The following is a 12278-nucleotide window of genomic DNA, read 5'->3' on the forward strand; positions in this document are numbered from 1 at the left end:
AAGTCAGCGTTCGATGACTTGATGAGGAGCTGAAATATGCGTACTTATGTCGTGTCAGGCGGCACGACCGGCATGGGGCGGGGGCTCGCTCTGCACTATCTGCGGCAGGGCGACCAGGTGACCGTCGTGGGCAGCGATCCGGCGAAGGGTCGCCGGTTCATCGAGGACGCCGAGCGGCTGGGCGCCGGGAAGCGGGCCGCGTTCATCCAGGCCGACCTGACCTCCGTCGCCGAGAATCGGCGCGTCATCGAGGAGGTGCGGGCACGGCACGACACGCTGGACGGGCTCGTCCTCACCGCGATGAGGCACTTCCCCGCACGCGTCGAAACCCCGGACGGCTTCGAGGCGACCTTCGCCCTCTACTACGTCAGCCGCTTCGTGCTCAGCCACGGCCTGACCGGCCTGCTGGCGAAGACGGACAGACCCATCATCGTGAGCATCTGCGGCGTCGGCATGACCAAGGGCCGCATCCACTGGGACGACCTCGGGCTCAAGCGGGGCTACGGCGGCATCAAGGCCACCCTCCAGGGCGGCCGCGCCACCGACCTGCTCGGCGTCGCCTACGCCGCCCGCCACGCGGACGGCCCGGTCCGGTTTCTGCTGCACCACCCGGGGTTCACCGACAGCGGGACCGGCGGCCTCACCCAGCCCGCCAGGTCCATCGTCAAGGTGCTCGCCAAGCTCTTCGCCCAGCCGGTCGCCAGGAGCATCGAGCCGATCATCGAGCTGATGGACGACCCGCCGGAGGGCGTCCTGCTCGCCTACGACCGTCGCGAGCCCGTCGGCCTGTCACTGCCCACCCTCGACCCGGGCGACGCACGCCGCCTGTACGACCTCACCGGCCACCTGCTCTAGCCGCGGCTCGCGCGCAGCAGCAATTCCTGCCACACCTCGGCGACCCGCGCTTCGAGCTCGTCGAGCGGGCCGTCGTTCGGGATGACGATGTCCGCGACCGCGAGCCGGTCCTCCCGGCTCGCCTGGGCGGCGATGCGCGCCCTGGCGTCCTGCTCCGGCATCCCCCGGTGCTCGGCCAGGCGCGCGATGCGGACCTCGTCGGGGGCGTCCACGACGATCACCACGTCGTACATCGGCGCCAGCTTGTTCTCCGCCAGCAGAGGCACGTCGTAGACCACGATCGCGTCGGCGGCCGCCTCGCTCTGCGACCGTGCCACCCGCTCCCCCACCAGCGGGTGCACGATCGCGTTGAGCGAGGCCAGCTTCTCGGAGTCGGCGAAGACGATGGCGCCGAGCCTCTCCCGGTTGAGTGAGCCGTCCGCGTGCAGCACCGCCTCGCCGAACGTGGCCACCACCTTCGCCAGGCCCGGAGTGCCCGGCTCGACCACCTCACGGGCGATCCTGTCGGCGTCGATGACGACCGCTCCCCTGGCCGCCAGCCGCCTGGCCACCTCGCTCTTGCCGGATCCGATGCCGCCGGTGAGCCCAATCTTCAGCACAGCGGCAGCCTATCCGCCCGTCAGCGCCGCAGGTGAACCAGTGTCACATGGTCGCTCATCCGCTCCCGGTGCGTCTCGCGATAGCCCAGGCGCCGGTAGAGGCGCAGATTCGGCTCCGACAGGTGGCCGGTGAACAGGTCGAACACCTCCGCCTCCGGCACCTGCTCGTGCAGCGCGGTCAGCAGGGCCGTGCCCAGCCCCTGGCCCTGGCGGTCGGGCGCCACGGCCAGCCGCCCCACCAGGCAGGTGCTCCCGGCCGACGTGCCGCGCACCGCGCCGATGATGCGGTCCGCCTCGACGGCCTTGAGCACGACACCGGTCTCGATCGCCTTGCGGACCTGATCGAGGGACTCCACCAGCGGCGGGATGTACGGGTCGCCGTAAAGCTGCGCCTCGCTCACGTAAGCCGCCCGCTGCAGGGTCAGGATCTCGCCCGCGTCCGCGGCCACCGCCCGCTGGATCTCCACCCGTGCACCCTACTTCAGAGCGGGGGTACGGCGATCAGCGGACGAGGGCGAAGAAGTCGCGCACCCCGGTGACCAGGCTGTCCGGGGCGGCCATCGCCACCATGTGACTGGGGCTGGAGTGACCGCCCCAGTGGACGACGCGGTTGCGGCGCTCGGCGATCCGGCGGAAGACCCGCGGCCCGCCGTGCGACACCCCGGTGGGCACGACGTCCTGGTCGATGGGCAGGCCCGCGGCCCCCTCGTAGTAAGGCCAGGACGAGGAGGCGCCCGTGGCGGTCAGCCAGTAGACGGAGGCGTTGGTGAGCAGCAGGTCGCGGGAGACGGGCTCGGCCGCGTCGGGCTTCTCACCTGGCCAGCCGTCGAACTCCTTGAACCGTTCGACCAGGTAGGCGAGCTGGGCGACGGGCGAGTCGGTCCAGCCGTGGCCGAGTGTCTGCGGGCGGGCGGCCAGGTAGGGGCCGTAGCCGCTGCCGCCTTCCATCCACCCAGTCGCCTCCCGCAGCTCGGCCAGCTCCTCATCGGTGGCCCCGTCGAGCTCGGCGGGGTCGCCGGTCGGGATGCCGAGGCCGGCGGTGATGTGGGAGCCGATCACATGGTCGCTGTCGAGCGCGGCCAGTTGCGGCGTGACCAGGGCGCCCGCGTCGTTGCCGTGCGCGCCGTACCTGGTGTACCCGAGCCTGCTCATCAGCTCCGCCCACGTCCGGGCCACACGGGCGACGCTCCACGGCCGCCCCTCGACCGGCCCGTCTGCCGGCCCGTCGGCTGGCTCCGGGAAGGGCGAGAAGCCGAACCCCGGCAGGGAGGGGGCGACCACATGAAAGGCGATGGCGGGGTCGAGGCCGTGCGCCCTCGGGTCGGTGAGCGGTCCGATGACGTCGAGGAACTCGGCGACGGAGTTCGGCCAGCTGTGCGTCATGATGAGCGGCAGGGCGTGCGGCTCCGGCGACCTGGCGTGCACGAAGTGGATCGGCTGGCCGTCGATCTCGGTGGTGAACTGCGGGAAGACGTTCAGCCTCGCCTCCTGCTCGCGCCAGCTGAACTCGTCGGCCCAGTATGCGGCCAGCTCGCGCAGATACTCCACCGGCACCCCACGCTGCCACCCGGCGCCGGGCAGTCGCCGCGCCCACCGGGTGCGGTGGAGGCGGTCGCGGAGGTCGTCGAGGTCGGCCTGGGGCACATTGACATGGAAGGGCTTCATGCGGACCACGATGTCGGCCGATGCGGAAGGATTCGTTCCGCATTAACGCATCAAGACGTACAGGCCGGTGGGGTGGGAGCGGCTGGAGCCGTCGCTACCGGTGGCAATACTCTGCGATCCGGGCAAACTGCCACCGAATCGCCACACGGGGAGACGCCAACGTATGAACACGCCACCATCGCCGCCACCCGGAGCGGAGCGTACCGAAGGGTCAGTCGTCCGGATCGGCGCTCTCGTTCCGCTCACCCGGCCTGGCTGGGTCGAGGCGGGCCGACACGTGCTCGCCGGGCTCGAACTGGCCGTTCGCGAGGTCAACGACGCCGGCGGGATCGCCGGAAGACCGCTCGAACTGGTGGTCCGAGACACCGCGGCCGACCCGCGGAAGGCCGCGGCGGCCGTGGACGAACTGGCCCACCTGGGCGTGGCCGCCCTGGCGGGGGAGTATCACAGCGTCGTCGCCCGCGCCGCCGCCGCCAGGGCCGACGCCCTCGGCCTGCCGTTCCTCTGCTCGTCAGCGGTTCTCGACGCGCTCACCGACCAGCCGACGGAATGGGTCGCGCGCCTCGCCCCGGCCCAGTCCCACGGCTGGCGGATCTACGCGGACTTCCTCCTCGGCGCGGGCCACAGCCGGATCGCCGTGGCAGCCGAGCCGAGCGTCTACTGGGCATCCGGGGCCCGCATCCTGCGAGACCACCTCGCTCCACGCGGCGGCACCGTCATCGACCTCGACATGGGCACGCTCTCCCCCACGGACGTGTGCGACGCACTCGCCGGTGATCGCGCGACGGCCCTCCTCCTTCTGGCCGGCCACCCGGAGCCGGCGGTGTCGATCGTCAGGTCCGTCCGCCGCGACCAGCGGCTCACCGAGATCATGATCGGTGCTCCGGCGGGGCAACCGGAGTTCGCCGCATGGGCGACGTCGCTGGGCGACGACAGCGCCGCGATCCCGTTCCTGCGCTATCTGCCCGAGCGTCTCAGCCCACGGGGTGCACGGGTCGGGACGGCCCTTCGCGAGCGGCTGGGCGAGGCACCGTCTTTCGTCGCTTTCGAGGGCTATGACACGATCACCGTCCTCGCCGAGGTGCTGCGTTCGCACGGCGCGGATCGGGCGCGCATCGCCGAATCCTGGCCGCGCGTCGCGGTCGAGGGCACCCGCGGGCTGATCCGGTTCTCCCGCACCCCAGGCATCAGCGTCTGGCAGTGGGCGTGGCCGCCGGTCCAAGTCGTTGATCGGGATCCGGCGAACCCCGATCGCTTCCGCATCCTCCACGCCGCCGGAGAGAGCGTCGGCGGAGGGAGCGTCGCCGGAGAAAGCACGGAGCACGCGCCCACCGCGTGAGCAGACGGTGCCCCCGGCGCATGCGAAAGACCCCGCACGAACCCGTGCGGGGCCTTTCTGCAACCTGCCGTCAGAGCGTCAGCTCTGGCCGCCCGCGAGCTTCTCGCGCAGAGCGGCGAGAGCCTCGTCGGAGGCGAGAGCACCCGCGGCCGGAGCCGACGAGGAGCCGCCCGCCGGAGCCTGCGTCTCACCGGTGTAGGTCGAAGGAGCAGCCTCGCCCGCCTCGGCCTCGGCCTTGCGCGCCTCCTCGATCTGCTTACGGTGAGCCTCGAAGCGGGTCTGAGCCTCGGCGTACTGCCGCTCCCACTCCTCGCGCTGCTTGTCGAAGCCCTCGAGCCACTCACCCGTCTCGGGGTCGAAGCCCTCGGGGTAGATGTAGTTGCCCTGGTCGTCGTAGGTCGCGGCCATGCCGTAGAGGGTCGGGTCGAACTCGACCTCGGTGCCGACACCCTCGTTGGCCTGCTTCAGCGAGAGGCTGATGCGGCGGCGGTCGAGGTCGATGTCGATGATCTTCACGAAGATCTCGTCGCCGACCTGCACGACCTGCTCCGGAATCTCCACGTGGCGCTCGGCCAGCTCGGAGATGTGGACCAGACCCTCGATGCCCTCCTCGACCCGGACGAACGCACCGAACGGCACCAGCTTGGTGACCCGGCCGGGAACGACCTGGCCGATCTGGTGAGTGCGGGCGAACTGCTGCCACGGGTCTTCCTGGGTGGCCTTGAGCGACAGGGAGACGCGCTCGCGCTCCATGTCGACGTCGAGGACCTCGACCGTGACCTCCTGGCCGACTTCCACGACCTCGGAGGGGTGATCGATGTGCTTCCAGGACAGCTCGGACACGTGGACCAGGCCGTCGACGCCGCCGAGATCCACGAAGGCGCCGAAGTTGACGATCGAAGAGACAACGCCCTTGCGGACCTGACCCTTCTGCAGGGTGTTGAGGAACGTCTGGCGAACCTCGGACTGCGTCTGCTCAAGCCAGGCACGGCGCGACAGAACCACGTTGTTGCGGTTCTTGTCGAGCTCGATGATCTTGGCTTCGAGCTCGCGGCCGACGTACGGCTGCAGATCGCGGACCCGGCGCATCTCGACCAGGGACGCCGGCAGGAAGCCACGGAGGCCGATGTCCAGGATGAGTCCACCCTTGACGACCTCGATGACGGTGCCGGTGACGATGCCGTCCTCGTCCTTGATCTTCTCGATCGTGCCCCAGGCGCGCTCGTACTGAGCACGCTTCTTGGACAGGATCAGACGCCCTTCCTTGTCCTCCTTCTGGAGAACCAGGGCTTCGACATGCTCGCCGACTTCCACGACGTCCGCGGGGTCGACATCGTGCTTGATCGAAAGCTCACGCGAGGGAATGACTCCCTCGGTCTTGTAGCCGATATCGAGAAGGACCTCGTCTCGATCGACCTTGACGACGGTGCCCTCGACGATGTCGCCGTCGTTGAAGTACTTGATGGTCTCGTCGATCGCTGCGAGGAAGGCTTCCTCGGACCCGATGTCGTTGACCGCTACCTGCGGGGTGCTCGAGGTGGCCTCGGTGCTGGACGTCATGTGTGGAATTGCTCCGAACGCGGACAGGATGTCGATGTGGCGGATGCGCGGCAGGCCCTCTTCCGCATCAAGCCGATGAATGACGACGTCGACGTGACCGAGCGCGAGCCCGCTCCGTCTGAGGCGCGCGCGAGCCCACAGCGCAGCGATCAGCATATGAGACCATCGGCCTGGGGTCAATCCAGCCGACATATCCGCCACGCCTAATAGGCGTTGACCAGCGGTCTGCGCTTGGCCGTTATTTTACCCCGGAGCCTGCCCGGTATGGAGATCCGGTCCGGGTCCCCGTCGGAGACGTACCGCTCACGGGGGTGCTTACGGAGCCACTCCAGCCAGTACTGCGAGCACCACTTGCGGCATTCGCCCTTGTTGCCGTTGCTCTGGATCCGCTGGATCGCTCCGCGATCGAAGTCTTTCGCGTACGGCGAACGCGACGGCTCGGCTCCGGCCAGGAACACGCCGGTGAAGTCGTAGGCCGTGCCCTCCCAGGCGCCGCTGCGCGCCGTCTTCTTCGAGCGCGGCATCGACCCGTACGGCAGGGCCATGGTCTTCGCCGGGCCGGCGCCCAGCTTGCGCAGCAGCCGTTCGGCCTTGGCGATCTGCCGGCGCACCTTCTTCTTGGGCAACGTCCTGAGATTGGGATGCGACCAGGTGTGGTTGGCCACCTCGAAGCCGTTGCCGACCAGCCATCCCACGGCGGCGGCCTGTTCCGGCTCGGTCGGTAACCCGAAGGGGGTGTGATTGATCCAGAAGGTGGCGACGGGCCGGAAGCCCGGATACTTCGCGGCGACCTGGAGGATGATGGCCACGGCCGTGCCGGGGCGGGGGTTGCCGGCGGCGTCGAGGCCGAAGTGGCTGGGGTGCCCGTCGTCGAAGGTCAGCACGACGGGAGACTTGCCCGCCGGCACCCGGATGTCGCCCGCGGCGAACTCCTTGGCGCTGATCGGCACGTACCCCTCCTCGGCGAGCTTCTCCAGCTCCCGCCTGAACTGCGCCGGGGTGCGGTCGATGGAGGCGCGCCGCTTCGTGACGATGCGGTGGTACATCAGCACGGGGACCAGGCCGAGCTCGTTGGCCTTGACCTGCCTGGCGAACTCGGGGGTGGCGACCACTCCCGGCGGCTGCCCCACCTGGGCCGGCGGCTCGCCGGTCGGCCGGGGCGTGACGCGCTGGGCGGCGGGGACCTGCGGCGCGGGAGCGGACGACGGCAGCAACACCAGCCCGATGACCGCCACGACCACCACCACGACGTTGGCGATGCCGATGAGCCGCGTGAGGGACGCTGAGGACCGCACAGAACTCCCGTGCCACTCGGGGAAAATTCCACCACAGAGTAGTGCAGAACCACCCGTTGATCGGTGCGCCCAGCGCTGGGCGCACCGACCACGAAGGGGCTCCGGGAGGTCAGTGGCCGGCGTCCTCCCAGGTGCGGCCCACGCCCACGGAGACCTCCAGCGGGACCCGCAGGTGGTAGGCGGCGTTCATCTGCCCGGTGACGAGCCGCCTGAGCGGCTCCAGCTCGCCGGGCGCCACCTCGAAGACCAGCTCGTCGTGGACCTGCAGCAGCATCCGCGAGGCCAGCCCCTCCTCGCGCAGCGCCTGCCGCACGTGGAGCATCGCGACCTTGATGATGTCGGCGGCCGAGCCCTGGATGGGGGCGTTGAGCGCCATCCGCTCGGCCATCTCGCGCCGCTGGCGGTTGTCGCTGGTCAGGTCGGGAAGGTAGCGGCGGCGGCCCATCATGGTCTCGGTGTAGCCGTTGGTGCGCGCCTGCCGGACGATGTCCTGCAGGAAGTCGCGGACGCCGCCGAACTCGGTGAAGTATTCCTCCTTGAGCGCCCGCGCCTCGGCCACCGGGATGTTGAGCTGGTTGGACAGCCCGAAGTCGGACAGGCCGTAGGCCAGGCCGTAGTTCATCGCCTTGATGCGGGCGCGCAGCTCGCCGTCGATCTGCTCCGGCGGCAGGTCGAACACCCGGGCAGCGGTCGCCTGGTGGAAGTCGTGGCCGGACTCGAAGGCCTCGATCAGCGACTCGTCACCGGACAGGTGGGCCATGATGCGCAGCTCGATCTGGCTGTAGTCGGCCGTCAGCAGCGTCTCGTAGCCCTCGCCGACGACGAAGCCCTGCCGGATGCGGCGGCCCTCGGTGGTGCGGATCGGGATGTTCTGCAGGTTGGGCTTCTCCGACGACAGGCGGCCCGTCGCGGCGATGATCTGGTTGAAGGTGGTGTGGATGCGGCCGTCGTCGGCGATCTCCTTGATCAGGCCCTCGACCGTGGTGCGCAGCTTGGTCTGGTCACGGTGCCTGAGCATGATCGTCGGCAGCTCGTGGTCGGTCTGGGTGGCGAGCCAGGCGAGCTGGTCGGCGTCGGTGCTGTAGCCGGTCTTGATCTTCTTCGTCTTGGGCAGGCCGAGCTTGACGAACAGGATCTCCTGCAGCTGCTTGGGCGAGCCGAGGTTGAACTGCTCGCCGACCGCCCGGTGGGCCTCCTCGACGGCGTGCTTGACGGCGGCGCCGAACTCGGCCTCCAGGCCGGTGAAGTATTCGCTGTCGACGGCGATGCCCGCCCGCTCCATCTCGGCCAGGGCCGTGATGAGCGGCAGCTCCAGGTCGTCGACGAGCTGGGTGCCGCCACGCCCGGCCAGGAAGGTTTCGAGCGCCTCGGCCAGCTCGCGGACGGCGTGGGCGCGCAGCGCCAGGTCCTTCGCCGGGGCGTCCTCGTCGTCGCCGAACAGCGCCGCCTGCCCGCCGGGCTCGGCCTCGGCCCGCAGATCGCGGTTGAGGTAGCGCCTGGCGAGGTCCTCCAGCGTGAAGGTGCGCTGGCCCGGCATCGCCAGATAGGCGGCCAGGGCGGTGTCGCTGGTCAGCCCGCGCAGCTCCATGCCCTGCGCCCACAACGCCAGGATCGGGCCCTTGGCGTCGTGCACGGCCTTGGGCCGGGACTCGTCGCCCAGCCAGTCGCGCAGCGCCATCTCGTCGGCCTCGGTCAGCTTGGCCGGGTCGATGTGCGCGGCGGTGCCGTCGGGCGAGGCGATGGCGATGGCGTCGATGCGGCCGGTGCCGCTGCCGTAGACGCCCTTGAAGGCCAGTCCGGCCCGGCCGGCGGGCAGCGCGGACAGCCAGCCGGCGACCCGGTCGGGGCCGAGGATGACGGTCTCGACCTCGAAGCCCTGCTCGGGCTCCTGCTCGCCGGTGCCGAGGGTCTTGAAGGCGCGCTCGCGCAGCTCGCCGCGGATCTGGAGGGTGTCGAACAGCTTGTTGACCTCCTCGCGCTCCCAGGCGCCCTGCTTGAGCTCGGCCAGGTCGGCCTCCAGTGGCACGTCGCGCAGCAGCTCGGTGAGGCGCCGGTTCATCAGAACCTGGGCGACGTGCTCGCGCAGCTTGTCGCCCACCTTGCCCTTGACCTCGTCGACCCGGTCGACGAGGGCGGTCAGCGAGCCGAACTCGCGCACCCACTTGGCGGCGGTCTTCTCGCCCACGCTGGGGATGCTGAGCAGGTTGTCGCTCGGGTCGCCGCGCAGCGCCGCGAAGTCGGGATACTGGGTGGGGGTCAGGCCGTACTTCTCCTGGACCGCCTCCGGGGTGAACCTGGTCATGTCGCTGATGCCGCGCCGGGTCATGAGGACCGTGACGTTGTCGTTGACGAGCTGCAGCGCGTCACGGTCGCCGGTCACGATGAGCACGCTCATGCCCTCGGCGTCGGCGCGGGTGGCCAGGGTGGCGATCAGGTCGTCGGCCTCGAAGCCGGCCTTGGACAGGCGCGGGACGCGCAGCGTGTCGAGCAGCTCGAAGATGAGCTGCATCTGACCGCGGAAGTCCTCCGGGGTCTCGCTCCTGTTGGCCTTGTAGTCGGAGTATTGCTCATGCCGGAACGTCGGCTCCGAGCGGTCGAAGGCCACCGCGACGTGAGTCGGCTTCTCGTCGCGCAGAATGTTGGTCAGCATCGAGGTGAACCCGTAGACCGCCTCGGTGTGCTGACCGTCGGTGGTCATGAGGTTGGCATCCTTGAGCGCGTAGAAGGCGCGATAAGCCAGGGAATGCCCGTCTAGCAGCAGCAGGCACGGGCGGCTGGGGGTCACTTCACTCTTCGGCACACAGGCAGCCTAGTCTCCACCCACGACAGAAAACCCGAGCTCGAACGATAGGAGGCGTCCCTTTGACGCAGACGGATCCCCTGGTACTCGCCGACATCAGGGCCATGCACGAAGGCACCGTGGCCGAGCGGATGGGCATCGAGTTCACCGAGGTCGGCGCCGAACGCGTGGCCGGCCGGATGCCGGTGGCGGGCAACACCCAGCCCTACGGGCTGCTGCACGGCGGAGCCTCGGTGGTGCTCGCCGAGACGCTGGGGTCGACCGCCGCCGCGATCCACGCCGGTCCCGAGCGGATCGCCGTCGGCATCGAGATCAACGCCACCCATCACCGGTCGGCGACGTCGGGGCACGTCACGGGCGTCGCCACCCGGTTGCACGGCGGCCGCACCCTGGCGACGTACGACATCGAGATCACCGACGAGCAGGGCCGTCGGGTCTGCACCTCACGCCTCACCTGCATGTTGCGCGACCGCTGAACCTTTTGCCCCAATGTGCCCTTTGCGCAGAGTACCCTCTCTCGCTACGGTTATGGGCAGCAGAGCCCGCGGGGAGACCGAGTAGATAACAGTGAGGTCGCATTTGCCTCATATGGCCCCAAAGGCCTCCCCCGGGCTCGTTACCAGCGAGGCGGGGACCCCGTAAACCCGGCCGTAAGCACGCCAGGCGTCACCCCCCATTTAGCCCCTGACCTGGCGCGTTGTTTGCTCACATCAGTGACACACACATGTCACTAATTGGTGACGAACGATACTGAACCGGGCGTACCCGCAATAAGCTCCCGCCACAGCATCCCAGTTTGTGCCTGCGATGCTCGCGTGTCGAGATGGAGGGGCACAACCCCGCCTTGACCTATCTGAGGGAGCACCATTGCGCAGAGCCGTGATCGCGTTCACGGCCTTCCTGGGTGGACTCATACTCGTGCTCGCCGCTCCGGCCTACGCGGCCGATCCGGAACAGAGCCTGAGGGGAACACTCAAATTCCAAGGCCAGCCAGTGAACGGCGTGAAAATCGTCGTGACCACCGAGAGCGGACAACCCGTCCAGGAGGTCACCAGCAACGCCCAGGGCGCATGGGAGGTACCGGTCCCCGAACCGGGACCGTACAAGGTCACACTTGATGTCAGCACCCTCCCGCAGAACATGGAGATCCGCGGCGGCAACAACGTGCGGACGCCCACCGTGTACGAGGGAAACCCGGCCTCCGTGCTGTACGCCCTGCAGGCCAAGAGCGCCGACGGCGCGCCGCCGGGTGACGGCGGCTCGTCGAGCGCCTTCTGGCAGAGAGCGGCCCAGCTGACCTTCGAGGGGTTCAACCTGGGGTTGATCATCGCGCTCGCCGCGCTCGGCCTCTCCCTCATCTACGGCACCACGGGCCTGACCAACTTCGCCCACGGCGAGCTCGTCACGCTCGGCGCGTTGCTCGCCTACGGCTTCAACAGCGGCGTCGGCCTGCATCTCATCCCGGCGGCCATCCTGGCCGTCATCGTGGCGGGCGGGCTCGGCTACTCCCAGGACAGGTTCTTCTGGGGGCAACTCCGCAGGCGGGGCACCGGCATCATCGCCACGATGATCATCTCGATCGGCGTGGCGCTGTTCCTGAGGTACCTGTTCCTCATCGTGTTCGGCGGTGAGAGCGACTCCTTCGTGCAGTACAACGCCCAGCCCGGCATGGAGCTCGGCCCCATCTCCGCCTCGCCGAAGAACCTCGTCGCCATGGCCATCGAGCTGATCGTCCTCGTCGTGGTCGGCATCGCGCTGCTGCGCACCCGTACCGGCAAGGCGGCCCGCGCCGTGGCCGACAACCCGGCGCTCGCGGCCTCCTCCGGCATCAACGTCGACCGGGTCATCCGCATCATCTGGACCATGGGCGGCGCCATCGCCGGCCTGGCCGGCATCATGCTCGGCCTGTCGCAGAACCTGAAGTTCACCATGGGCCAGGACCTGCTGCTGCTCATCTTCGCCGGCGTCACGCTCGGCGGGCTGGGCACCGCCTTCGGCGCGCTCGTCGGCTCGATCATCGTCGGCCTGTTCGTCCAGGTGTCCACCCTGTGGATACCGCCGGAGCTCAAGAACGTCGGGGCGCTGGCCGTGCTCATCATCGTGCTCCTCTTCCGGCCGCAGGGCATCCTCGGCCGCCGCGAGCGAATCGGCTGACGGGGGGAACC

Annotated in this window: 10 protein-coding genes; 4 read left to right on the top strand and 6 right to left on the bottom strand. The window is 69.3% G+C overall.

Going from position 1 to position 12278, the window contains the following annotated elements:
* Positions 1 to 36 precede the first annotated feature (36 nt).
* Complete coding sequence (locus ACIBQX_RS05020) at positions 37 to 855, top strand: SDR family NAD(P)-dependent oxidoreductase (RefSeq protein WP_397000714.1); 819 nt, start codon at positions 37 to 39, stop codon at positions 853 to 855.
* Here the strand turns inward: ACIBQX_RS05020 and coaE are convergent.
* Genes coaE through ACIBQX_RS05035 form a run of 3 tightly spaced genes read right to left on the bottom strand, consistent with a single transcriptional unit; the run spans position 852 to position 3119 of the window.
* Positions 852 to 1454, bottom strand: a complete 603-nt coding sequence (coaE, locus tag ACIBQX_RS05025) for a dephospho-CoA kinase (protein ID WP_397000716.1) — start codon at positions 1452 to 1454, stop codon at positions 852 to 854. The two genes, ACIBQX_RS05020 and coaE, sit on opposite strands and share 4 nt — an antisense overlap.
* 20 nt (positions 1455 to 1474) lie before the next feature.
* Complete coding sequence (locus tag ACIBQX_RS05030; protein ID WP_397000718.1) at positions 1475 to 1921, bottom strand: GNAT family N-acetyltransferase; 447 nt, start codon at positions 1919 to 1921, stop codon at positions 1475 to 1477.
* Positions 1922 to 1955: 34 nt separating this feature from the next.
* Positions 1956 to 3119: an epoxide hydrolase family protein gene (locus ACIBQX_RS05035; RefSeq protein WP_397000720.1), complete on the bottom strand. Its 1164-nt coding sequence runs from the start codon at positions 3117 to 3119 to the stop codon at positions 1956 to 1958.
* 163 nt (positions 3120 to 3282) lie between these two features.
* Between ACIBQX_RS05035 and ACIBQX_RS05040 the strand changes: the two genes are divergently transcribed.
* Complete coding sequence (locus ACIBQX_RS05040; protein ID WP_397000722.1) at positions 3283 to 4458, top strand: ABC transporter substrate-binding protein; 1176 nt, start codon at positions 3283 to 3285, stop codon at positions 4456 to 4458.
* Positions 4459 to 4536: 78 nt separating this feature from the next.
* On the opposite strand, the gene rpsA is transcribed toward ACIBQX_RS05040, so the two are convergent.
* The 3 genes from rpsA to polA all read right to left on the bottom strand — a co-directional run bounded on the left by rpsA (position 4537) and on the right by polA (position 10113).
* Complete coding sequence (rpsA, locus tag ACIBQX_RS05045; RefSeq protein ID WP_397000724.1) at positions 4537 to 6018, bottom strand: 30S ribosomal protein S1; 1482 nt, start codon at positions 6016 to 6018, stop codon at positions 4537 to 4539.
* A 203-nt stretch (positions 6019 to 6221) separates the two neighbouring features.
* On the bottom strand, positions 6222 to 7313 hold the full coding sequence (locus ACIBQX_RS05050; RefSeq protein ID WP_397000726.1) for a polysaccharide deacetylase family protein: 1092 nt from the start codon (positions 7311 to 7313) through the stop codon (positions 6222 to 6224).
* A 109-nt stretch (positions 7314 to 7422) separates the two neighbouring features.
* Positions 7423 to 10113 carry a DNA polymerase I gene (polA, locus tag ACIBQX_RS05055; protein ID WP_397000728.1) on the bottom strand — a complete coding sequence of 897 codons (2691 nt, stop codon included), beginning with the start codon at positions 10111 to 10113 and terminating at the stop codon, positions 7423 to 7425.
* A gap of 104 nt (positions 10114 to 10217) precedes the next feature.
* Here polA and ACIBQX_RS05060 point away from each other — a divergent pair, with 104 nt between their 5' ends.
* Positions 10218 to 10589 carry a PaaI family thioesterase gene (locus ACIBQX_RS05060; protein ID WP_397001546.1) on the top strand — a complete coding sequence of 124 codons (372 nt, stop codon included), beginning with the start codon at positions 10218 to 10220 and terminating at the stop codon, positions 10587 to 10589.
* 526 nt (positions 10590 to 11115) lie between these two features.
* Complete coding sequence (locus ACIBQX_RS05065) at positions 11116 to 12267, top strand: branched-chain amino acid ABC transporter permease (protein ID WP_397000730.1); 1152 nt, start codon at positions 11116 to 11118, stop codon at positions 12265 to 12267.
* Positions 12268 to 12278: the final 11 nt, after the last annotated feature.

It is taken from the genome of Nonomuraea sp. NPDC049714 (genome assembly GCF_044465295.1).
Taxonomy (GTDB): Bacteria; Actinomycetota; Actinomycetes; order Streptosporangiales; family Streptosporangiaceae; genus Nonomuraea.